This window comes from Arthrobacter ipis (assembly GCF_014694315.1).
Lineage (GTDB): Bacteria > Actinomycetota > Actinomycetes > Actinomycetales > Micrococcaceae > Arthrobacter > Arthrobacter ipis.
The window spans coordinates 114,650-136,798 of the sequence record NZ_JAAOXD010000009.1 but is presented as its reverse complement, the minus strand read 5'-3'; the positions used below and the strand labels follow the sequence as shown (position 1 = coordinate 136,798).

23 protein-coding genes and 1 pseudogene are annotated in these 22,149 nt (G+C 67.0%); 13 read left to right on the top strand and 11 right to left on the bottom strand.

Translation table 11 applies throughout. The annotated features are described in order from the left end of the window. Positions 1–120: 120 nt before the first annotated feature. Positions 121–264 (top strand): annotated as a pseudogene (locus G9E11_RS21290) (polyphosphate kinase 2); the annotation flags it as partial. Here the strand turns inward: G9E11_RS21290 and G9E11_RS21555 are convergent. Both G9E11_RS21555 and G9E11_RS19335 read right to left on the bottom strand, forming a co-directional pair. Next, positions 210–935, bottom strand: coding sequence for a helicase associated domain-containing protein (locus tag G9E11_RS21555; RefSeq protein ID WP_190608846.1), 726 nt, complete (start codon positions 933–935; stop codon positions 210–212). The pseudogene G9E11_RS21290 and the gene G9E11_RS21555 overlap by 55 nt on opposite strands. A 2-nt stretch (positions 936–937) precedes the next feature. Further along, positions 938–1,192, bottom strand: coding sequence for an SRPBCC family protein (locus tag G9E11_RS19335; protein WP_190608843.1), 255 nt, complete (start codon positions 1,190–1,192; stop codon positions 938–940). A gap of 135 nt (positions 1,193–1,327) precedes the next feature. Between G9E11_RS19335 and G9E11_RS19330 the strand changes: the two genes are divergently transcribed. After that, positions 1,328–2,275 carry a tetratricopeptide repeat protein gene (locus G9E11_RS19330; RefSeq protein WP_218625945.1) on the top strand — a complete coding sequence of 316 codons (948 nt, stop codon included), beginning with the start codon at positions 1,328–1,330 and terminating at the stop codon, positions 2,273–2,275. Positions 2,276–2,284: 9 nt separating this feature from the next. Here G9E11_RS19330 and G9E11_RS19325 read toward each other — a convergent pair whose 3' ends face one another. After that, positions 2,285–3,217, bottom strand: a complete 933-nt coding sequence (locus tag G9E11_RS19325) for an alpha/beta fold hydrolase (RefSeq protein ID WP_190608839.1) — start codon at positions 3,215–3,217, stop codon at positions 2,285–2,287. 93 nt (positions 3,218–3,310) lie between these two features. Between G9E11_RS19325 and G9E11_RS19320 the strand changes: the two genes are divergently transcribed. Continuing rightward, on the top strand, positions 3,311–4,096 hold the full coding sequence (locus G9E11_RS19320) for an alpha/beta fold hydrolase (RefSeq protein ID WP_311764422.1): 786 nt from the start codon (positions 3,311–3,313) through the stop codon (positions 4,094–4,096). A gap of 4 nt (positions 4,097–4,100) precedes the next feature. On the opposite strand, the gene G9E11_RS19315 is transcribed toward G9E11_RS19320, so the two are convergent. Beyond that, on the bottom strand, positions 4,101–4,745 hold the full coding sequence (locus G9E11_RS19315; protein WP_190608837.1) for a VOC family protein: 645 nt from the start codon (positions 4,743–4,745) through the stop codon (positions 4,101–4,103). 118 nt (positions 4,746–4,863) lie between these two features. Between G9E11_RS19315 and G9E11_RS19310 the strand changes: the two genes are divergently transcribed. The 9 genes from G9E11_RS19310 (at position 4,864) to G9E11_RS19270 (ending at position 14,846) form a co-directional block, all read left to right on the top strand. Then, entirely contained in the window at positions 4,864–6,081 is a 1,218-nt protein-coding gene (locus G9E11_RS19310; protein WP_190608834.1) for a Vgb family protein, read from the top strand. 43 nt (positions 6,082–6,124) lie between these two features. Then, positions 6,125–7,126 (top strand): LacI family DNA-binding transcriptional regulator, encoded by a 1,002-nt coding sequence (locus G9E11_RS19305; RefSeq protein ID WP_190608832.1) that lies wholly within the window; start codon positions 6,125–6,127, stop codon positions 7,124–7,126. Positions 7,127–7,325: 199 nt separating this feature from the next. Then, on the top strand, positions 7,326–8,675 hold the full coding sequence (locus tag G9E11_RS19300) for an extracellular solute-binding protein (RefSeq protein ID WP_190608829.1): 1,350 nt from the start codon (positions 7,326–7,328) through the stop codon (positions 8,673–8,675). 141 nt (positions 8,676–8,816) lie between these two features. Beyond that, positions 8,817–9,728, top strand: coding sequence for a carbohydrate ABC transporter permease (locus G9E11_RS19295; protein WP_190609194.1), 912 nt, complete (start codon positions 8,817–8,819; stop codon positions 9,726–9,728). A gap of 2 nt (positions 9,729–9,730) precedes the next feature. Further along, a complete protein-coding gene (locus G9E11_RS19290; RefSeq protein ID WP_190608827.1) occupies positions 9,731–10,627 on the top strand; it encodes a carbohydrate ABC transporter permease in 897 nt (298 codons plus the stop codon). Between the two features lie 65 nt (positions 10,628–10,692). Beyond that, the gene (arfA, locus tag G9E11_RS19285; protein ID WP_190608825.1) at positions 10,693–12,231 is read left to right on the top strand and encodes an arabinosylfuranosidase ArfA; all 1,539 of its coding nucleotides are present in this window, start codon (positions 10,693–10,695) and stop codon (positions 12,229–12,231) included. 133 nt (positions 12,232–12,364) lie between these two features. After that, a complete protein-coding gene (locus G9E11_RS19280; protein ID WP_190609193.1) occupies positions 12,365–12,910 on the top strand; it encodes a sugar O-acetyltransferase in 546 nt (181 codons plus the stop codon). After that, positions 12,907–13,479 carry a TetR/AcrR family transcriptional regulator gene (locus tag G9E11_RS19275; RefSeq protein WP_190608822.1) on the top strand — a complete coding sequence of 191 codons (573 nt, stop codon included), beginning with the start codon at positions 12,907–12,909 and terminating at the stop codon, positions 13,477–13,479. The genes G9E11_RS19280 and G9E11_RS19275 overlap by 4 nt, the downstream gene beginning before the upstream one ends. Beyond that, the gene (locus tag G9E11_RS19270; RefSeq protein WP_190608820.1) at positions 13,476–14,846 is read left to right on the top strand and encodes an MFS transporter; all 1,371 of its coding nucleotides are present in this window, start codon (positions 13,476–13,478) and stop codon (positions 14,844–14,846) included. The genes G9E11_RS19275 and G9E11_RS19270 overlap by 4 nt, the downstream gene beginning before the upstream one ends. Here the strand turns inward: G9E11_RS19270 and G9E11_RS19265 are convergent. The 4 genes from G9E11_RS19265 to G9E11_RS19250 are packed head-to-tail and all read right to left on the bottom strand — an operon-like array spanning position 14,812 to position 17,906. Further along, positions 14,812–15,861 (bottom strand): sulfate/molybdate ABC transporter ATP-binding protein, encoded by a 1,050-nt coding sequence (locus tag G9E11_RS19265; RefSeq protein WP_190608818.1) that lies wholly within the window; start codon positions 15,859–15,861, stop codon positions 14,812–14,814. The two genes, G9E11_RS19270 and G9E11_RS19265, sit on opposite strands and share 35 nt — an antisense overlap. After that, on the bottom strand, positions 15,858–16,721 hold the full coding sequence (locus G9E11_RS19260; protein ID WP_190608815.1) for an ABC transporter permease: 864 nt from the start codon (positions 16,719–16,721) through the stop codon (positions 15,858–15,860). The genes G9E11_RS19265 and G9E11_RS19260 overlap by 4 nt, the downstream gene beginning before the upstream one ends. Next, positions 16,696–17,499 (bottom strand): molybdate ABC transporter substrate-binding protein, encoded by an 804-nt coding sequence (gene modA, locus G9E11_RS19255; protein WP_190608813.1) that lies wholly within the window; start codon positions 17,497–17,499, stop codon positions 16,696–16,698. Before modA ends, G9E11_RS19260 begins: the two co-directional genes overlap by 26 nt. Next, the gene (locus G9E11_RS19250) at positions 17,496–17,906 is read right to left on the bottom strand and encodes a TOBE domain-containing protein (RefSeq protein WP_190608810.1); all 411 of its coding nucleotides are present in this window, start codon (positions 17,904–17,906) and stop codon (positions 17,496–17,498) included. Before G9E11_RS19250 ends, modA begins: the two co-directional genes overlap by 4 nt. A gap of 267 nt (positions 17,907–18,173) precedes the next feature. Here G9E11_RS19250 and G9E11_RS19245 point away from each other — a divergent pair, with 267 nt between their 5' ends. After that, on the top strand, positions 18,174–18,689 hold the full coding sequence (locus tag G9E11_RS19245; protein ID WP_190608807.1) for a flavin reductase family protein: 516 nt from the start codon (positions 18,174–18,176) through the stop codon (positions 18,687–18,689). 39 nt (positions 18,690–18,728) lie between these two features. Here the strand turns inward: G9E11_RS19245 and G9E11_RS19240 are convergent, their stop codons facing one another. The 3 genes from G9E11_RS19240 to G9E11_RS19230 form a co-directional block, all read right to left on the bottom strand. Next, positions 18,729–19,181 (bottom strand): hypothetical protein, encoded by a 453-nt coding sequence (locus tag G9E11_RS19240; protein ID WP_190608805.1) that lies wholly within the window; start codon positions 19,179–19,181, stop codon positions 18,729–18,731. Positions 19,182–19,500: 319 nt separating this feature from the next. Beyond that, a complete protein-coding gene (locus tag G9E11_RS19235) occupies positions 19,501–20,928 on the bottom strand; it encodes a DUF3100 domain-containing protein (RefSeq protein WP_190608802.1) in 1,428 nt (475 codons plus the stop codon). Then, on the bottom strand, positions 20,925–22,139 hold the full coding sequence (locus G9E11_RS19230) for an amidohydrolase (RefSeq protein ID WP_190608801.1): 1,215 nt from the start codon (positions 22,137–22,139) through the stop codon (positions 20,925–20,927). The genes G9E11_RS19235 and G9E11_RS19230 overlap by 4 nt, the downstream gene beginning before the upstream one ends. Between the last annotated feature and the right edge of the window lie 10 nt (positions 22,140–22,149).

The following is a 22,149-nucleotide window of genomic DNA, read 5'->3' as shown; positions in this document are numbered from 1 at the left end:
ATCCGAACTCACGGACGGGTTGGGCGTGCGCCTGGTTTGCGCGTTCGTCGACCCGTCCGGGTACCTGGCCGAATTCGACACGCTTGGCCGGCAGCACCGGCGCCTCGGCAATCGTCGCGTCGGAGGTCTGATAAGAAACGTGCACGCCTTAACGCCCTGCGCTTCTTCCTCAACCAGTTCGACTACGAAGGGAAGGGCACCTCCGTGGTCTACGAACCTGACCCGCTCATCGTGCGGCGCGGCCGAGACGCAGTGGGCGACTGACCGTCGTACGGTTCTGCAGCCGCTTTGCGGCTGGTTAGCCATCCCGGCAGGGCGGCGTCCAGCGCGTCTGAACGTGCGGGGGAGAGGTCGCCATGGCGGAACTTGTACCGCTGGCTGCGCAGCCACCCACCGAGTTCCTTTTCAGGCCCGGTCACGCCGGGTGCGGTGCGGGGCCACGGCTGTCCCGCGGCCCGGTACGCGGCCAGCTGCTGCAGATGGTCCTGCCATTGTTCATCTTCCCGGGCCTCGCGGGGCTTGCGCCGCCAGTCCGGCAAGACGGACAGACCTGCCCCGATGACTGGGTTCAGGATGCCGGCGTCCGCATCACGACGGCGGCGCCGCAGCCACTGGGCGAGTTCCCGCTCCACCTTGTCCTCGGCGCTGCGTGAGGGGTAACGGCCTGTCGCCTCGACCATGGCGAGCAGCTGATACAGGCGCTTGATACCGGGCGCCGCGTTCCTGGCGGCATCGTCCACTGCTGCGCGGTGCTCTGCCTTCAGACCGGGGTCTGCGGCTTTGGCTGCCGCGAGGTGGGACGCGACGGCGGAGACCTTGACCCGGGCCAGTTCGGCGATTTTCTTTCGGGACAGGCCCCTGCGGTACATCAGGGTCCACTCGGGATGCGCATCCCCTGAGCTCTTCAAGGGTCCGACACGTTTCTGATCCGCCACGGTCACGACGTCCTGTCGAGCAGTTCGGCGTGGTGCCGGGCCGCGGCCACGAAATCGTCCAGATCCTGCCGGACCCGTGTGCGGACCGGGCGGCCCCGGCGCAATGTGGTGATGCGGACAGTTTCACCGTCACGCAGGTCCCCGTCGATCTCCGTGATACCCGAGTTCCAAACGGTCATGTTGCCCGAATCCGTCAGGACGTCCCACACGGTAGAGAACCGTGCGTTGATCAGCGCCTCGGATGCATGGAGAGCCATTGGCCAAGGATAGGCACGGGGGACCCCGCACCCGGCCGGGATTCCCGTACGTTTCATCGAACGTTCATCTTGACCGACCCGGCAGCAAGCACGTAGATCCCGCTGTCGCGACTGGGTGCGCTGCATACTGGACGGATGGGGGGACATGGATCGGCTGGGTTCGGGAAGAAGCGGAAGCCACAGGAAGTGTGGTCGGACTGGCAGGCCGCGGATGAGGCAGGAGACGCCGGTTGGGCCGAAGCCCTTGCCTCCGAGCTCTTGCAGCTGACTCCGCAGTCGTATTTCAGCTGGTTCCAGGCGGGTCTCCTGTCCAAGGCCCGTCGCAATTGGCCCGAAAGCGCGGAGCGGAATGCCCGGGCGCTGGAACACTTCACCCCCCAGGACGCCGAAGCGTTCGACGGTGCCAATCCCGCAGCCTGGAACTTAGGTATTGCGGCAACAGCATTGGGTGACTGGGCCACCGCCCGGCGGGCGTGGGTAGCCTATGGCTTTGACAGCTTCGGGGCCGAAACCGGCATCATCGACGTGGATTGCGGGCTGGCCCCGGTCCGGCTCAATCCCGACCAGCCCAGCCTTCCCCATCAGGCGCCGCCTACCTCCGGTACTGCCGAGGTGGTCTGGTGCTGGCGCCGGAGTCCTGCCCACGCTGTTATTTCGAGTGTTCCCCTGCCGGAATCCGGGCACAGGTTCAGGGACGCCATCCTTCACGACGGCGAACCCAAAGGATCCCGGCTGCTCGGCGATCAAGAAGTCTCCGTCTTCGATGAGCTTGAGCGGCTGGACGAGTCCGGGCTGCCCACGTGGCATGCGCAGGTCAGCGGAGCAGGCTCCGACGATCTCGAGGCGCTGTCTGACCTCTTCGGACCGCGCGGACGCGGCGTCGATGACTGGTCCGGGATCAGGCTTATGTGCTCCGCCTGTTCACACGGCGCACCCCGGGACGACCATGACCATGCGCCTGCAAACTCAGAGGCTACGCGGCTTGGCCTTGCCGGTCATGAAAGTCTCCTTGGCGAAGTGATGGAGGCCTGGCTGGACAGCATGCCCGGCATCGAGGTCCACAACCTCGAACTGCTCGGGTAACAAAGAACCTCACGTAGCCCGAAGGTCATCGAGCAACTGTTGCAGATGCTCCGGCTGTTCGATGTTGGCGAAGTGGCCGCAACGCGGGATCGTCTCCAGCCGGACGTGCCGGACGAAGGCGGCCAACCGGATCAAGTCAGACTGCGGCGTGAACACGTCGCGGTTTCCGCGCGTCGCCAGCACCGGACAGCGGATGGCGCGCCATTGGCCAAAGTCGTAGTGGTCGGCGGCCCGGACAGCCGCGTCGAAGCTGGCGGGCCGGGCATCGAGCGCAAGCCCGCGGATCACGTGGCCGGGGACTGCTGCCGGGCGGGTGAAGAACGGTGACATCAGCAGTTCCATCACCGGTGTGGCGCCTACAGCCCGGATCAGTTTCGATCCTGACATACCGAAGGCCGCCATGGAGCGCATGGTGAGCAGCATGCCCACAAACGCCGGGAATCTTGAGAGGCTTCGCAGCGGCCGCCGGGCGGCCTCGGACACGGCGAACGTGGTGGCCGAAATGGCTGCAACGGTGGCAGCGGACTCCGGCCATTTCGCCGCCAGATGCAATGCCAGAAAGCCTCCCATCGAATGGCCCACCAGGTTCCACTGCCGGTAGCCGAGTGAATCCAGTATTTCGACGACGGCGCGCCCCATCGCTTCGACGCTGAACTCGTCCAACCGGACGCCCGCCGTGGATTCACCCCAGCCGGGCAGATCGATGAGGACGCGGTCAATGTACGGTGCCTTGGACAGCAGCGGCTGGAACGTCGTCCAGGATCCCGCGGCGCCGTGAAGGTAGACCTCCGCTGCCGAGCGCGCCGGGAACCCGCGCCCGAGACCGCCCCCGCTAGCCTGCTGAACACGCACTGAGACGGGACCCAGCTCCGTGGAAACAACGCGCCGCTGTAGCGCGGGCGCTCCGGTGCGGGCGGTTTCCTGCTGAATGCTGATAGTCATCTGCTGCTCCTGTGCCTCTGGAAGGTATTCGGAGCTGGGGGAGAACCGGACGGGAACCCTATCCACCCGAACCACCGGGCGTTAGGATGCTGTGTGACTTTCACCCATGGATACGCGGCCAACGGCGACCTGCGCATGTACTACGAGGTCCACGGCGACGCGACTACCGACAAGACGCCGCTGCTTCTCATCCCCGGCGGCGGCTCCACCATCCAGACGAACTTCGCCAGCCTCATCCCGCTCCTGGCAGCAGAGCGGCAGGTGATCGCCGTCGACGAGGAAGGCCACGGCCGTACCGCCGCGACCGACCGGCCGCTCACCGCCGAGAACTCCGCCGGCGACGTCCTGGCGGTCCTCGACAAGCTGCGGCTGGACTCGGTGGACGTGCTCGGCTTCAGCGCCGGCGGCCACACCGCCCTCGCCCTGGCCATGCAACACCCGGCCAGGGTGCGCCGCCTCATCGCCGCCTCCACGTTCTTCAGCCGGGATGCCGTGCCCGCGGAGTTCTGGGAGGGCATGAAGTCTGCCACCCTGGACAATATGCCCGCGGTGTACCAGGACGCTGACCGCAGGCTCAATCCCGAGCCCGGGCACCTTGAGCGGCTGTTCGAGCTGGACCGGCAGCGCATCGTTGGCTTCCCCGGCTGGTCCGAGCAGGAGCTCGCCGCGATCACCGCGCCCACCCTGGTACTCTGCGCCGACCAGGACGTGATGGACCCCGAGCACGCCGTGCGGATGTCCCGCACCATCCCCGATTCCCGGCTCCTGATCGTGCCCGGCGGCCACGGCGACTACCTCGGCGAACTCGCCGCCAGCGACGGCGACCTCCAGCCCATGCTCGCGACCCTCCCGTTCCTTCAGCGCTTCCTTGATTCGTAAGGAGTCAGTCCCGTCCCTGCCAGGTGCAGATGTCCACCACGTTCCCCTCGGGGTCGATGAGGGACACCCACGCGGGCGCGTAGCGGTCGCCGAGGACACGGCCGCCTGCGGCCAAGATCGCGTCGATCCGCGCCTGCGCCTGGTCATGCGGAACCGAGACGTCCATGTGGATCCGGTTGCGCGGCGGGACGAACTTCTTGTCCTGGAACCACGCGGGCGGGCCGATGAGGTTGGGTTGGATCAGGTCCTCGTCCCCGACCACGACGTAACCCAGCGCCGCCCGCCAGAACTCCATGACGGCCGGCCGGTCCTCGGCGTCGAAAGCCAGCTGGACGTGCTGCACGGCCGACGGGTCTGCTTTCAGCCCAAGCCGAGCGGCAACGCCGGAGATGCTGCGGGCAAGCTCGAGGTCGCGGTCGCTGAGCCCAACACCGGGCGTGATGACCTGGACTGTGACGGTGTCCGGCCGCAGGTCCACGAGCGGGGCGTGGCCGAGCGCTTCCGCAGCCTCCGCGATCGCGGCAACAAACTTGGCGCCGGTGGCGAAGTCCCCAGTCTCGTAGAGTGTTTTCGCGCCCCAGAAGAGCACACGCCAGTCCGCGACGCCGTCGGCGGATGAGAAGTCTGCATCGGAAATCTGTGTGGCCATGCCCCCACTATTAGGACTCCGGGAGCGGCGGTCAATGGCCCTGCCCCGGTAACTAGTAGGCTTCTTCCGGTTGGCTTTGGCCATCGCGTCATTGGGAAATCTGTTGGGGGAAAATTTCATGAAGTACCGCTGGGCCACTTTCACTGCCGTGGTTGGAGCACTCCTGAGCCTGGCGGCAGCGCCAGCTGTCGCGGCGCCTGACGAAGCCATCTACATTTACGGCACACCGGTCCGGGTGGCCATTGCTGCAGACGGCACGGCCTATCTCGGCAATTACGGCCAGGGTGGTGGTGTCTTCGTGGTTCCCGCCGGTGAGACCAGGGCTAGCCGCACTATCAGCACGGGGGGCCACTCCACCACCGGGCTCGCGCTCGGTCCGGACGGCACGCTCTACGTGGCCACGGCGGACGGGGACCAGAGCGCGGTCGGCGTCATCCCGGCCGGGGACGCAACCATGGCACGGACCATTCCGGTATCCGCCGGGCGTCACCCGCTTGCCGCCGGACCAGACGGAACGGTGTACGTGGCCAACCCCGAGGGCAACACCGTCTCCGCCATTGCATCGAACGGGACGGCGGTGGACCGGACCATCAAAGTCGGAGCGGGCCCGGCGGAAATAGCGGTAACGAAGGACGGAACCGCGTTTGTGACCAACCAGACCGCCGGCTCGGTCTCCGTGATCCCGGCCGGGGCGGCCACCGTCTCAAGGACCATCGAACTGGTCTCGGACACCGGGACGTCGGAGGAGCCGCACGGCATCGCAGCCGGACCCGACGGAACCGTTTACGTAGCCGACATCAAGTCCAACGACATCGCCGTCATCAAACCCGGCGCAGACACCGTGGCTGAACGGATCTTCGTCGAAGGCGGACCGCAGGATGTAGCCGCCGCACCGGACGGCTCCCTGTACGTCACGAGCCTGCTGGCCCAGAAGCTGTCCGTCATCCGTCCGCAGGCCACGGAGGTGGCCGGCTCCATCCCCACCGACGGCGCACCCGGCCACCTCGCGGTGGCCCCGGACGGTTCCGTCATCGTCATCAGCCCCGGCTCCGGCGGCCGCGGCGCGGTGGTCAGGTACTCCGCGGCGGCCCTGGCAGGGGCGTCGCAAGGTTCGACGACGGCAACGTCGGCGGCGTCCGGGGCGCCGACGGCTGCTGCACCGGCCGCAACCACGTCCGGGGATACGGCGGCACAGTCAATTACACGCTCTTGGAACGCCCTGCCGGCCGTGGCGGGCGGGGTGGCGGCCGCCGTCGTCGCCGTCACCGTTTGGATTTTGCTGAATGGCCGACGCCGGAAAGCCGGGCCGGCTGCCGGCGTCAGCCAGGCCGGGTAGCTGGCTGTAACATCGTTCACATCCGTCTCTTGAAAGGGGAGCAGTGCGCGCAACGGTCAAGGACGTCGCGCGCCGTGCCGGAGTTTCACCTAAGACTGTGTCGAACGTGATGAACGGCGTGGTGCCGGTCAGCGGATCCACCCGGCTCAAGGTGGAGCAGGCCATCCTCGAACTCGACTACGTGCCCAACCTCTCCGCCCGGGGCCTCCGCAACGGCAGGTCCGGCGTCATTGCCCTGGCGCTGCCGGACCTGGCCACACCCTACTCCGCGGAGATCGCCCACCACGTGGTGGAGGTTGCCCACGAACAGGGTTGGAGCATCCAGATCGAGGAAACCGGCTCCGATCCCGCCCGCGAATACGAACTGATGTCCCGGGCGCGGTCCAACCTCATCGACGGCCTGATCCTCAACCCTGTGGTGCTGGACGAGAGCGCCGTCAAAGTGGGTGTCTCCCTGCCGCCGGTGGTCCTGCTGGGGGAGGTCTCCCAACAGCTTGCCGACCGGGTGTGGGTGGACAGTGTTGCCGCCGCCCGCGACATGACCCTCGCCCTCGCCCGGACGGGCCGGCGCCGCATCGCCGTGCTCGGAACCGCCGAGGGCCGGCACTCGGCAGCGGCAGTTCTGCGCACCCGCGGCTACCAGGCCGCGCTGGAGGAACTCGGCATTGATCCTGATGACTCGCTGCTGATCCCCTGCGAGAAGTGGACGCCCCAGACGGCGGCGGACGCGCTCTCCTCCTACCTTGATTCGAATCCGCTCCCGGATGCGTTGTTCTGCTTTACCGACTCCATGGCCATCGGCGCGCTCAGCGTGCTGTGGAAGCGCGGCATCAAGGTTCCGGAGGAAGTCGCCGTGGCCGGCTTCGACGACATCGCCGACGGGCAATATGCCGTACCGTCGCTGACCACCGTTTCCTTCGACAAGCGCCTGGTGGCCAGCGAAGCCCTGCGCCTCCTCACCGAGCGGATGGCGGACCGCGCCGGGGGGCAGCGGGTGGTCACCGTCGACTACAGGATTGTGGAGCGGAACAGCACCGCCTCTTGAACCGAGACTCGGGCTAAGCGAGACCGCCACCTCACATTGTTGGCGCTAACAATTTTGTCTTGTGTCCCGTTTTACAACGATGTAATGTGAGGTCTGCGTCACACGCCAGCCTCTACCGGATCCGGGATGCAGCGAACCGGAACGGCTGGCGCGGTGCCACAAGGATTACTTTCAGCGGACCCATCCAAAGGAGTGACGGGTGAAGCAGTTTGATTTTCTCGCCGGGAAACAGATGTCCGGCAAACACGTGTCCCGGCGGCAGCTACTGGCAGGAACCGCGGCCCTGGGCAGCGTGTTTGCCGCAGCCGGCCTCACGGGCTGCGGCGGAACCGCCTCGGCAGCGTCTGTCCGGGACATTGCGTTCTGGCACCTGCTGTCCGGGGGCGACGGCATCAAGATGCAGGCCATGATCGGCGCGGCGAACGGGGCGAACCCCGGCTTCAAAGTCCACCCGACCGTCCTGGCGTGGGGCCCGCCGTACTACACCAAGCTGGCCATGGCGTCGGCCGGCGGCCGCCCGCCGGAACTGGCCATCATGCACGCCAGCCGGGTCCCCGGCTACGCGCCGGGCGGACTCATCGACCCTTGGGACATGTCCCTGCTGGCCGAGCACGGTGTGACGGCCGAGAGCTTCGCCCCGAGGATCTGGGATAAGAGCCAGCACGGCGGCCAGGTGTTCTCAATCGCCCTGGATTCGCATCCGTTCATCATGTTCTACAACACCGACATCGCCGACAAGGCGGGAGTGCTTGACGCCAACGGCCAGCTGCAGGACGTGAGCTCCCCGCAGGAGTTCCTCGCCATGGCCCGCGAGATGCAGAAGGTGACACAGGCGCACGGCCTGTCCTTCGGCTATCTGGGCAGTGGTTCGCAGATGTGGCGCCTCTTCTACACGCTCTACAAGCAGCACGGTGCGGACATGGAACTCACGCCGGGCCAGCCGATGAAGGCCGACCGGGATGCCGCCGTCGAATCCCTGGAATTCATGGCCTCACTGTTCGACGACACCGTCGCCGCAAAGAGCGGGGACATCGGCACGGGCATCGCCGAATTTGCCCGCGGCGGTTCGGGGATGCTGTTCAGCGGCGTCTGGGAACTCCCCACCTTCAAGAAGGCGGAGCTGCCCGTCGGTGCCGCCACCATCCCCACGCTCTACGGGACCCCGGCCTCCTACGCGGACTCGCATTCCTTCGTCCTGCCGCGGCAATTGAATGTCGACGACGGGAAGCGGCGTGACGTGTACAAGTTCGTCAGCGACATCCTCAAGGGGTCGCTGTCCTGGGCCGAGGCCGGCCACATCCCGGCCTATCAGCCCATTGTGCAGTCGCAGGCCTACCGGGACCTCACGCCCCAGATCCACTACGCCAACGCCGCGGACATCATCGCCTATGACCCCGAGTCCTGGTTCAGCGGCTCGGGTTCCGACTGGCAGACGTACTTCGCGGAAAACGTGCAGAACGTACTCCTCGGCCGCGACAAGGCCGCCGACGGCTGGGACGCCTTTGTCCGCCGCACCAACACCCTTCTTTCCCGGCCCAACCCGGTCTGAGGCCACTGAGTATCTGAGAGCACTGAGCATCTGAGACCACTGAGCGACAAAGGAGTCCCATTGAGTTCCTTAGCAACATCCGAAAGTGCTGAGCAGGCGCCATCCCTGCCCGGCCAGTCCCGCAGAAACCCGTCCCGGTGTATCCAGGCTAAAAAGAGCCCGTTCAGCACGGCGCAGTCCAGTCCCCGCCGGACCCGGGACAACCTCAATGGCTGGGGCTTTGCCGCCCCGTTCCTGGCGTTCTTCCTGGTCTTCCTCGTCTGGCCCCTGCTCTATGGCCTGTACATGAGCCTGACCGGCAAGTCCCTTACCGGGGCCAATGACAGCCTGATCGGCCTGGCCAACTACGCCGAAGCCCTGGCCGACGCCGACATGTGGCACTCCCTCGGCAACACCCTCTACTTCACCGTGATCAGCACGGTTCCGCTGGTGCTCGTCGCCCTGGTCATGGCGGCACTGGTCAACGTCGGGCTGCCGGCCCAGTGGCTGTGGCGGCTCTCCTACTTCGCCCCGTATTTGCTCGCCTCCACAGTTGTCTCCCTCTTCTTCTCCTGGATGTACAACCCGCAGCTGGGGCTGATCAATGACTCGCTGGCGAAGATCGGGCTCCCCAAGGTGGCCTGGCTGAACGACCCGAACGTGGCCATGTGGGCCATCGTCATCGCCACGCTGTGGTGGACGGTGGGCTTCAACTTCCTGCTGTACCTGGCCGCCATGCAGAACGTCCCTGCCCAGCACTACGAGGCCGCGTCGCTGGACGGGGCAGGCGCCTGGCGGCAGTTCTTCTCCATCACCCTGCCGCAGCTGACGCCCACCACCGTGATGATCGTGCTCCTGCAGATCCTGGCCTCACTGAAGATCTTCGATCAGGTGTACCAGATGACGGCCGGCGGCCCCGCGGGTTCCACCCGGCCCGTGGTGCAGTACATCTTCGAAACCGGGTTCACCGGCTACCGGCTGGGCTACTCCGCAGCCATCTCCTACATCTTCTTCGGGCTGATCGTGGCCGTCTCGGTCATGCAGTTCCTCATCGCTCGCCGCAGGAGTGCATAACCATGGCAACCCAAACCCTCACCCGTCCCGCCCTTCGCGGCACGTCCGCCACCCAGCTTCGCCAGCCCCGGAAAAAGATGACGGCCGGCAGGGCCGCCGTCCTTGCGGTGGCCGCGATCCTCGCCGTCCTGTGGCTGATCCCCTTTGCCTGGGCCACGGTTACCGCTTTCAAGAGCGAAACGGACGCCGCGGCGCCGAAAGTAAGCTGGATTCCGCCGTCGGGCTTTACCGCCGATGCGTTCGTCAAGGTGTTCCAGGACGGCAACATTCCGCTGTGGACGTGGAACTCCCTCTACACCTCCGCGGCCATCACCGTGATTACGCTGGCCATCTCCGCGCTGGTGGCCTACGCCCTGTCCCGCATCGACTTCCGCGGGAAGAAGGTGCTGATGACGGTGATCATCGCGTCCATCATCATTCCGCCGCCGGTGCTGATCATCCCGCTGTTCTACCAAATGGTGGCGCTGCACATGATCGACACGTCGTGGGCGATCATCCTGCCGCAGGTCATCCACCCGGCCATGGTGTTCGTGCTCAAGAAGTTCTTCGACCAGATCCCGCCTGAACTCGAGGAGGCCGCGGTGATGGACGGTGCCAGCCGGATGCGGATCTTCACCCAGATCATCCTGCCGCTCTCACGGCCCATCCTGGCCGCCGTCGCGATCTTCGTGTTCATCAGCGCCTGGAACAACTTCCTCTGGCCCTTCATCTCCACCAACGACGGCTCCATCCTGACCCTGCCGGTGGGGCTGCAGACCATCAAGAGCGCCTACGGCATCCAGTACGCGCAGAACATGGCGTCCGCGCTGCTCGCGGCGCTGCCGCTCATCCTCGTGTTCCTGTTCTTCCAGCGCCAAATCATCAAGGGCGTTGCGACGACGGGACTCGCCGGCACCTGAACCGGCACCTTCGCTTTTCACCCGATTTCTGTCGAACCAGAACCACAACCAAGGAGATACCCCACATGTCCCGCGCAAGGATCACCCTCGACCGCGACTTCACCATCGGGGAAGTACCCCGCCGCCTTTTCGGCTCCTTCGTTGAGCACATGGGCCGCTGCGTCTACACCGGCATCTACGAGCCCGGCCACCCGGAGGCCGATGAGAACGGCTTCCGCCAGGACGTGCTCAAGCTCGTCAAGGAGCTTGGCGCCACCGTCATCCGCTACCCCGGCGGCAATTTCGTGTCCGGCCACAACTGGGAGGACGGCATCGGCCCGCGGGAAAACCGCCCCCGCCGGCTCGACGGCGCCTGGCACACACTTGAGACCAACGCCTTCGGCCTGCACGAGTTCGTGGACTGGTCCCGGCAGGCCGGCACCGAAATCATGGAGGCCATCAACCTGGGCACCAGGGGAGTGGACGCGGCCCGCGAGATCGTGGAGTACGCCAACCACCCCGGCGGCACCTATCTTTCGGATCTGCGCGCCAAGAACGGGCACAAGGATCCGTTCAACATCAAGCTGTGGTGCCTCGGCAACGAGATGGACGGGCCCTGGCAGATCGGCCACAAGACCGCCGAGGAATACGGCCGGCTGGCCCAGGAGGCGGCCAAGGCGATGCGGTTCGTGGACCCGGACATCGAACTGGTGGCCTGCGGCAGCTCCAACTCCGGCATGCCCACCTTCGGGGCCTGGGAACAGACCGTACTGACCCACGCGTATGAGGAAGTGGACTACGTCTCGCTGCACGCCTACTACCAGGAGCACGACGGCGACGTCGGCAGCTTCCTCGCCAGCGCCGTCGACACCGACTACTTCATCGAGTCAGTGATCGCCACGGCCGACGCCGTCCGCGCCAAAGGCAAGCACAAGAAGCACATCAACCTGTCCTTCGACGAATGGAACGTCTGGTACCAGCGCGGCCTCGACACCGAGGACCAGCCGCACAACGTGACCAAGGCGGGCTGGCGCGAGCACCCGCGGGTCATCGAGGACAAGTACAACGTGACGGACGCGGTCGTGGTCGGCACCCTGCTCAACTCGCTGCTCCGCCACGGCGACCGCGTCAAGATCGCCAACCAGGCGCAGCTGGTCAACGTGATCGCGCCGATCTTCAGCGAGGAAAACGGCCCGGCCTGGCGCCAGACCATCTTCCACCCCTTCGCCCGGATGGCCGGACTGGCGAAGGGCCAGATCCTGCGCCTGTCCGTTGACTCGGACAAGTACGGCAACGCCCGGTTCGGCGACACCGACCTGGTGGATGTGAGCGCGACGTGGAACGAGGAAACGGGCCGGGTGGCACTGTTCTTCGCGAACCGCGGACTGGAGGAGGCGGCCGACGTCGAAGTGGCCCTGCGCGGGTTCGATGCCCGGCGGGTGCTCCGCGCTGAGGTCCTGGAGATCCCCGAGGGCGGGGACCGCTTCACCATCAACGCCCAGGGCAGCCCGGACCGCGTCGGCCTGAAGCCGCTCGAAGGGGCGAAGGCAAGCGGCTCCGAATTCCGGCTGAGCCTGCCCGCACTGTCCTGGGCCGTCGTCGAGCTGGACGTGGCCAAGAACTAATCCTTCTGCGCTCATCTCCGAACAGCCCCGGGGGGGCGTTATGTACATCCGTACACAAGCAGTGTACATTTGTACATAACGCCTTTCGGAGGGATTTGTTGTGGAGCAGTATTTTGCCGGCGACAGCAGGACGATGCAGGAACGGATGCTCGCCGGGGACCTGTACATCGCCGACGATCCGAACCTCGCCGCCGACAACGCGCGCGGCATGGAGCTGGCCGACCGCTACGGCAGGACGTGGGCCGGGGACCGGGGTGAGGCCAAGCGGATCCTGGCCGACCTCCTCGGTGCGGTCGGCGAGGACACGGACATCCGGCCGCCGTTGTTCGTTGACTACGGCAAGTACATCCGGATCGGTGCCCGTACCTTCATCAACTTCAACTTAACGGCGCTGGACGTTGCCCCTATCACCATCGGCGACGACGTGCAGATCGGCCCCAACGTCCAGCTGCTGACGCCCACGCATCCGGTGGAGCCTGGGCCGCGCCGGGACAAGCTTGAGGCGGCGCAGCCCATCACCATCGGTGACAACGTGTGGATCGGCGGAGGGGCGATCATCCTGCCCGGCGTGACAGTGGGGGAGAACTCGGTGATCGGCGCCGGGGCCGTGGTGACGAAGGACGTGCCGGCCAACGTCGTCGCCGTCGGCAATCCAGCACGCGTCATCCGCAGCATATGAGCGCTGGGCAGCCGCCCAGGGCCGGCAGCGTACGCCGCCATGACCCCAACCGTCGGCAGCGGCTGATAGAGGTGGCACTGGACGTCATCGCCGAACACGGCGTTGCCGCCACCACCCACCGGAAGGTCGCCCTGGCCGCGGACGTGCCCCTTGGCTCGCTGACCTACCATTTCAAGGGCCTCGACGATCTGTTCGCGGCGGCCTTCACGAAGCTCGCCGACGAAACCGCGGACGGATTCGAGGCGGCCCTGGCTAACGCCGACGGGCCGGAGGCTGCGCGGGAAGCCGTGGTAGGCCTCATCGGGGGGGAGCTGCTCGGGGAACGCCGGAACATCCTGCTCACCTACGAGCTCTACGCCCTGGCCGCGCGCCGCCCGGACCTGCGCCGGGTGACCGACACCTGGATGGCCAGGAGCCGCGCCGCCCTGGAGCGGCACTTCGATCCGGCCACAACGGTGATGCTCGACGCCCTGATTGAGGGCCTCTCCATCCACCGCGCGCTGGCCCTGGAGCCCATGTCCATTGAGACCGTTCGCGACGCCGTGAACAGAATAGTGACTCCGCAGTGACCAACTCTTCAACTACGGCGCCGTCTGCCGCCGTCGCCGCACCGGCCAGGCCCGGCAAGGCGCGTGCCGCCGTCGGCATCCTCTTCCTCACCAACGGCGCGCTCTTCGCCAACCTGCTGCCGCGGTACCCGGCGATCATGGACGACCTGAGCCTGAGCAATGCGGAGTTCGGCCTTGCCGTGGCGGCGTTCCCCCTCGGTGCACTGATTGCGGGACTCGCGTCGGGCGCCTTGATCCGCCGCTTCCGGTCCTCGCGGGTGGCGGTTGCGGGCACCATCCTGACCAGCGTGGGCATTCTTTTCGCGGGCATCGCGCCCTCGTGGGCGATGCTCGCGGCTGCGCTCTTCTTTGCAGGAGCCATGGACGCAGCCACCGACGTGGCGCAGAATGCCCACGGGCTGCGCGTGCAGCGGCTGTACCAGCGCTCCATCATCAACTCCCTGCACGCGGTGTGGAGCATCGGAGCGGTGCTGGGCGGCCTGATGGGTGCCGCGGCGGCGGGCCTTAATCTTGTGCCCGGAATCCACCTCAGCATCTCCGCCGCCCTGTTCGCGGCGCTGACGCTGTGCTGCTACCGCTTCCTCCTGCCGGGGCCGGAAACGGACGACGGCGATGCTGCCGCCGCTGAGGCGGCGGACGGAACTGCGGAACCGGACTTGGGACCGGCGTCGGCCGCCCGGGGAGCAGCGGCCAAGTACGGCGTCCTGGCCGCCCTGGTGCTCATCGCCACGGCCGCCGCACTCGTGGAGGACGCGGGCAGTTCGTGGTCCGCCATCTACCTCAGCGACAGCCTCGGGGCTGCCACGACTATCGCCGGCCTGGGTTTCGTGGCGCTGACCGGAGCGCAGTTCGTCGGCCGTCTGCTGGGCGACCGGCTCGTGGACCGCTTCGGCCAGCGGACCGTGGCGCGCGCCGGCGGCATCATCGCCGCCGTCGGCATGGGTACCGCCCTGGCCGTCCCCAGCGTCCCCGGTACCATCCTCGGCTTCGCGGCAGCAGGCCTCGGCGTCGCAACCCTCGTTCCCGCGGCCATGCACGCGGCGGACGAACTCCCCGGGCTGCGGCCCGGAACGGGACTCACGATGGTCAGCTGGCTGATGCGCGTGGGCTTCCTGGTGTCGCCGCCTGTCGTGGGCGCCATCGCGGATGTTGCCAGCCTGCGCGTCGGACTCTTCGTGGTGCCGCTGGCCGGACTACTGGTTCTGGTGCTGTCGGCGGTGCTGGCCAAACGAATGGCGGACTTACCCGTCGAACCGGCAGGTAATGACCCAGAATTGGATTTTGCGGGCATTAGCTGCCAGTCCGCGCTGGGGTCGGAGCACCCAAGGACCCCTACGCCGGGTAAACGGCGATGGCCGTGGCCTTGATGACAAAGTAGACGGTCATCCCCGGCGTGAGTCCCAGGTCTGCCGAGGCTGCCGGGGTGATGTCCGCTGACAGGCCGCCTGCGTGGACGCGGATCTGGTCGCCGTGGGGTTCAAGGTCCGTGATGGTGACGGCGAACGAGTTCCGCGGGCTGCCGTGCTCAGCGCCCAGGAAGACCGAAACCGCCGTCGGCGAAAAGACGGCGACGCCGTCCTGGCCGGGGACGGCACCGTCCTCGGGGTGGGCAGTGATGTCCAGCCCGCCGTCGGAAGTCAGTCCGCGGCCGGTGATGGTGCCGGTCACCAGGTTCATGCCCGCCAAGCCCGCGGCGAACTTGCTGCGCGGTTTTTCCAGGACCGCGCGCGTGGGCCCCTCCTCGGTGATGTGTCCACTTTCGACGACGATTGCCCGGTCGGCGAGCATCAGGGCGTCCAGGATATCGTGCGTGATGATGATGGCCCGGCGGTTGGCGAGGACCCGCTTGAGCAGCCTGCGGAGCATAGGGGCGGCATGGATGTCGAGGGCCGCCATGGGTTCGTCAAGGAGCAGCAGTTCGGGGTCTGTGGCCAGGGCGCGGGCGATGGCGACGCGCTGCGCCTGCCCGCCCGAGAGCTGGCCGGGCCGCCGGTCCGCGAACTCGGCGGCCTCCACCTCGGCCAGCCAGTGCCGCGCCGTCTCCAGCGCGCAGGCCCGGCTCTCGCCGGCCGCCCGTGGCCCGAAGGCGACATTCTCCAGCACGCTCATGTGCGGAAACAGCAGCGGTTCCTGTGCGAGCAGGGCTGTTCCCCGGGTGTGCGGCGGCAGGAAGTGGCTGGCTCCGCCGTCGAGGTTGAACAGCGTTTTCTCTCCGAGCACGGCGCGCCCGCTGTCCGGGCGGAGCAGCCCGGCGATAATCCCCAGCAGTGTCGATTTTCCGGCTCCGTTGGGGCCCAGCACGGCGACGGTTTCGGCGGGTCCGAGCGTGAGGGAGACGTCGAAGTTGCGCGCGTGCAGCGCGGCGTTGAGCGTGAAGGTCATTCTGTTCCTGCCTGTGACGGCAGCGCCCGGGGGCGGCGGTAGGAAAGCCCGACGACCGCGACGGCCACCGCGACCAGCACCAGGGAAAGGGCGACGGCGGCATCGGCGTCGGTTTCCCGCTGCAGGTAGATCTCCAGCGGCAGGGTTCGGGTAACGCCCTGCAGGCTGCCGGCGAAGGTCAGGGTCGCGCCGAATTCACCGAGGCAGCGCGCGAACGACAACACCGCACCGGAAGCCAGCCCGGGCAGCACCAGCGGGATGCTGACGCGTCGCAGCACTGTGGTGGGACGGGCGCCCAGGGTCGCCGCAACCGCCTCGTACTTGGTGCCCGCAGTGCGCAGGGCGCCCTCGAGGCTGACCACCAGGAACGGCAGCGCCACGAACGTCTGGGCAAGAACGACGGCGCTGGTGGAGAAGGCGATCTGGATCCCTGCCAGTTCGATGCTGCGCCCGAGCAGGCCCTGGCGGCCGAACGTGTACAGCAAGGCGATGCCACCGACGACCGGCGGCAACACGAGGGGGAGGAGCACGAAGGCGCGCAGCAGCCGCTGGCCCGGGAAACTGGCACGGGCCAGGACGAGGGCCAGCGGCACACCGAGCACGATGCACAGTACTGTGCTGGCGGCCGACGTCCGCAGGCTCAGACCCAGCGCGGTGAGGGAGGATTCCGAGGTGATGAGCGGGATGAACTCGCCCCAGTTGACCCTGACCACCATGGCGGCCAGCGGCAACAGGACAAACAGCGCTCCTGCTGCCGCGAGGGCGAATACCCACGGCGGGACACCGGTGTAGCGGGTGTCCCGCCGGTTAGTTCTGCTGCCTGTCCTGGCCTTGCTACGGGGTGCCGAAACCGGCGTCACTGAGGACCTTCCTGCCTTCGCTTCCGGTGACCATGGCGATGAAGGCCTTGGCCAGTTCCTTGCTCTTGCTGCTGCCCACGGTGGCGATCGGGTAGGTATTCACGGCCTGGTCCGACTCGCTGAACGGGATGCCCTTGACCTTGTCGCCAGCGGTCTTGACGTCGGTGACGTAGACCAGCCCGGCGTCGGCTTCACCGGAGCTGACCTTGCCGAGTACATCGGTCACGGAGGATTCCTCGCTCACGGGTTTCAGGGTGGTTCCGGCGGCCTGCTCCACCGTCTCGGTGGCGGAGCCGCAGGGCACCTGCGGTGCGCAGACAACCACCTTGACGCCCGGCTTCGCCAGGTCAGCGAAGGAGCTGATCGACGCCGGATTCCCCGGCGGGACGGCGATCTCCAAGGTGTTCGTGGCGAACTTGCTTGGCGTTCCGTCGATGAGCTTGGCGTCGGAGAGCTTGGCCATGTTCGTGGTGTCGGCGGAGGCGATCACGTCGGCCGGGGCTCCCTGGGTAACCTGCGTGACCAGGTCCGAGGACCCGGCAAAGTTCAGGGTGACCTTGGTGCCCGGGTTTGCGGCCTCGAACCCGGAGGCGATCTTGGTGAACGTCGACTTGAGGGACGCGGCGGCGAACACGGTGACGGTGCCGGTACCGGCCGCCGTCGAACTGCCGCTCCGGGTCGTGCCGGCCGCGGTACTGGAAGCGGCGCAGCCGGCCAGCCCGGCAGCAAGGACTCCGGCGGCCAGCAGGGCGCCGACGGGCACGCGGATGGTGCTCATATGATGCTCTTTCCTTGGGGCGTTTCGATGATGACCGTGGTGGCCTTGACGACCGCAGTGGCCACGGACCCGAGTTCAAGGCCGAGGTCACGGACGGCTTCGCTGCTCATCAGGGAAACGACGCGGAACGGGCCGCACTGCAGCTCCACCTGGGCCATGACCTTGTCCGCGGTGATGCCGGTGACCAGGCCAACGAACCGGTTGCGCGCCGAGCTGCCGACGCGGGTGGGGTCCTCGGGCAGCTGCGCCTGGTCCCTGGCGAGGTGGGCGAGTTCGAGCCCCTCGACGGCCAGCCGGCCGGAGGAGTCCTTGACGGGGGTGAGCGTCCCGTTCTCGGTCCAGCGGCGGACGGTGTCGTCACTGACGCCCAGGAAGCGCGCGGCTTCGGAGATGCGGATTTTCGGCACGACACCATGATTCCCTATTTGCGGACTTTGAGCGATGGTATTTCCGCAAATTCGGAATTATTCCCGGGTGTGATGGCGGGATTCGAACGCGTCAACGGTTTTGCAGACCGTTCCTGTCCACCCGGGCACAGGAAGTTGGCCGGTTTTGTTACGCCTCGCTTCGGCCGGTGAAGCTGCGTTTCAGTGCGCGTCAGTTCGTTGCAGCCGGGGTTGGGAAGCGCGCAGCAAGGTGCTTGATTGGGTCTACACGCTTCGAAAGGACTCGCCATGACGGAACTCTCAGACCTCAGCCCGCGCCGGATCCGCAACGTGCTGGGCCACTTCGCAACGGGCCTGACCGTGATCACCGCGGCCACCGAGAACGGCCCTGCCGGGTTCACCTGCCAGTCCTTTGCGTCGCTCTCGCTGGAGCCGGCGCTGGTGACTTTCAGCCCGGCACGGACCTCCAGCACCTGGCCGCTGCTGCGTGCTGCGGGCCGCTTCACCGTCAACGTCCTTCCGGCCGGCCACCAGCACCTCGCGGCCCAGTTCGCGCGGCCCGGTGCGGACAAGTTCGCCGGTGTTGACCACTCGCCATCGCCCCTCGGCAGCCCTGTCCTCGACGGCGCCCTGGCCTGGGTGGACTGCGAGCTGCACCAGGAGTACGACGGCGGCGACCACACCATCGTGGTGGCCGCCGTCCACGCCCTGGGCGCCCGTTCCGACGTCGATCCCCTCCTTTTCTTCAAGGGGGAGTACGTCTCCGTGCAGCCACGGGTCAAGATCCTTGAGGGCGCCGCATGACGGAGCGGGCGTCGTCCGCGAGCTGGAACTCTCCTAGCCCTACCTCTGGGGCACGATCCCGGAAGCTGTGCCCTTGGCGAGTTTCACCTCGGTGTTGATGACCTCTACGGAGCACTGGAACTGCGCGTTGCAGCTTTGCAGAACGATGGTGGCCGCGGCCGTGCCTTCGTTGAACGCCATCATGTTTGGAACTACACGAATGGTGACGGTCTGGGCCTGCCTGGTGCAGCTGAGCTGTTCGTTTCCGAAGCCGCCGGCTATCCGTCCGTCGCTGACTCTTTGAGTGAGCTGGATGACGGGTACCGCGATGAGCAGGGTGGGATCGGTGTCGCAGACAAAGGTCACCGGAATATCGACGGCGGCGCCGTCTGCGACGAGGATTCCGGCCCCCGCGCTAACGAGTGTCGCGGGGGCCGCGTGGGCGGGGGCGGCGATGCCCATGAGACCGGCGGCGAGAGCGACGGCGGCGAGGCGGCTTGTGGTGCCTAACATCTGGTTCTCCCTTGGATAAAGGGTGGAGTGAGCGGAAGCGTGGCGTCCTGCGTCGCCCGTGGCCGTGCCGGCGCGGTGAGCGGGCGCCTGGATTTACGGGGCCAGGATTGCGCGCGTCATGGCCCCTGACGGCGGCGCCGTTTGGGGCGCCGCGCTGTAATGCCAAACTGCCGGCACTGCCTAAGACCCGGCGTGGCCGAAAGTCCGGCTGGCCGCACCATACTCATGTAGCGGTTGCGCTGACAAGAGGCAAAAACAAAGGAAGCGGACGACGGCGGGAGGGCCTGCCGTCGTCCGCTTCCTTTTGTGCGTTAGGGCGTTAGTGCCACAGGCCGAGGGCGAACTCCGCGATGACGGTGGACAGCAGGAACGATGCGGTGACGGCCACCAGGCCCACCGGGATGATCTTCCAGCCGATGTTTTTCAGCAGCGGAATGTCCTTGCCCAGGGACAGGCCGGCGAGGGTCAGCATGACCGTGGCGATGGACAGAAAGTCGACCGACTTGATGGGCCCGGCGAGTGCTGCGGCACCGAAGAACCACGGGCTGGAGATGTAGGCGCCGATGGTGGTGATGTAGACGATCGCCGAGATCTTCTTGGTGAGCCTGGCCAGGGCAATGCTGACCAGAACGAGGGCTAGCATGATTGCGTACCCGGCGACGATGGTCAGGCTGAATCCCTTGGCCGCCACCGAAGCGGTGCCGATGCCGAGGACGGTGAGGACCAAGAGGGAGAGCCACAGCGGCAGGTGCATGGCCGCCGACGATTCGGCCACACGCTCGCGGAACCGCCGGTTTTCCTCGGCCTGGGCTGCATCCCGTGCGGTGTCGGCGCCGCCGAGCTCCGTATCAGGAGCGCGGTGGGTGGCGGCAGCGCTGCGCTGGGTGTCCGCACGCTGCGGCGCGGCGCCGGCCGTGACCGCAGCCTCTTCCCGGGTCTGCCCGCGGGTGAGCACCCTGTAGAAACGATCCGCCAGCGGAAGGGCGAGGTAGATGCCGACGTAGACGCCGAGGATGGTGGTGATCAGGTTGGAGATGGCCGCCATGCCAAGGATGGCCTCCTGGTCGCCGGGGTAGGCGGCGATGATGCTTGCTGAGGACGCGGCCATCATGGACCCGGACCCCACGCCTGCACCCATGGCCAGGGCCAGGGGGTCGAAGATCTTCCAGTTGGATACGAGGGATGTCAGCAGCGTGATGTACACGGCGCCGAACAGGGTTCCGAAAACGTACATGGCCAGGACGCCGCGGTACTGGTCGGAGTCGGGGCCGTACTTTTCGGAGACCATGGCAAAGGACGGTTCCCGGTCAAGGGAGAACGTGGCACCGACCGTCGCCTTGCCCATCCGGAGCAGCACGGCCAGCGGGAGGGCGAGTGCAATGGTGCCCAGCAGGTGCCCCACCTCCTGCAGCAGCAGCGCCGGCCCGGCCTTGAGCAGGGTGGGAAGGCTGGGCCCGATGTTGAACGCGAGCCTGGCCACCAGGAGCAGCACGGCAACGCCCACCAGCGCGGCGGCGACCCGCTGCAGGTCCAGGCCCAGCGGCTTGAACTTCTGGACCGAGACGAGCAGCCCGAGGATGAGCCCCCAGACCATGGGGAAGATGACTATGGCGCCGATGCCGACGTCGATCTTGGCCTGTCCGATCAGCTGGACCGCCAGGGCAATGACAAAGGCCAGGGCGGCGATGGGAAGCGTCAGCCGGGTACCAGCCCTGTCTGTCCGCACGGGTGTTCTGCTGGTGCTCATGATGTGCCTTCCTGTGTGACCGTCTGGCGGCGGTAAGCCGCTTTGATCAGGCGTGCCCTTTCGGCGGGGGTAGTGGCCGCGGCGGCGACCGTCCAGGCCAGCGCGGTGGCGGCCTCGTGCATCACGGCGTAGGCCGCGGGGGAGTCTGCAAGTGCTGCAAAGCTGTGCGAGTGGATGGGCACGTCCGCACCGGGAATGCTCAGCCAGGGATGCAGGCTGGGGATGACCTGGGAAATGTTGCCCATGTCCGTGGAGCCGCCGCTGATGCCGGCCGAGGGGGAGGTGTCCTTGCCAAACACCACCATGGCCTCGGTCCAGTGGGCCGCCAGGGCGTCGTCCTGGATCAGCGGTTCGTAGAGGGGTTCCGTGTCCGCGATGGCCAGCGTGGTGCCGGTGGCCAGGGCGGCCCCTTCGAAGCAGCGGCGGACCCGCTCCAGCAGTGCCTCGTATTCCCTCAGGGTGAAGGCCCGGCATTCGAACTCCACCACCGCCCGTTCCGGAATGATGTTGGTGACGTGACCGGCCTCTGCGACATACATTGCGATGCGGTGGTCGCCGGGGATCTGCTGGCGCAGCAGCCCGACGGCCACCTGGCTCAGCACGGCGGCGTCCGCGGCGTTCACGCCCTGGTGCGGGGCTGCCGCCGCGTGGGCTGCCTGTCCGGTGAACGTCGCCCGGTACCGGCCGACGGCCTGGGCGCTGGTGCCCGCGGGGTTGTAGGTCACCCCGTCCTGGACCGGATGGACCATGAGGGCGAGGCTGACGCCGTCGAACGCGCCGCGCTCCAGCAGCAGCGCCTTGCCGCCGCCGTGTTCCTCCGCCGGCGTCCCGATGGCCTTCAGGGTGATTCCTAATTCATCCACGAAGGGCTGCAGAGCCAGGGCGGCACCCACGGAGGTGCCGGCGATCAGGTTGTGCCCGCACGCGTGTCCGATGTCCGGGAGTGCGTCGTATTCCACGCACAGCGCGACCGTCAGGTCGCCGCTTCCGGCGGTGGCGGTGAAGGCCGTGGGAAGGCCGCCCGTGCCGCGTTCCACCTCGAAGCCGCCCTCGGCCAGCAGGTCTGCTATCGCTTCGGCCGAGCGGACCTCCTCGAAGGACACCTCCTTGAATGCGTGGATCTGGTGCGCCAACTCCTGCACCCGTGGTTTCCACCTGCTGACTCCCTCGGCAAGTGTCGTGCGGAGGGTCTCCATATCCGTGACTTCCATGAACATGCCT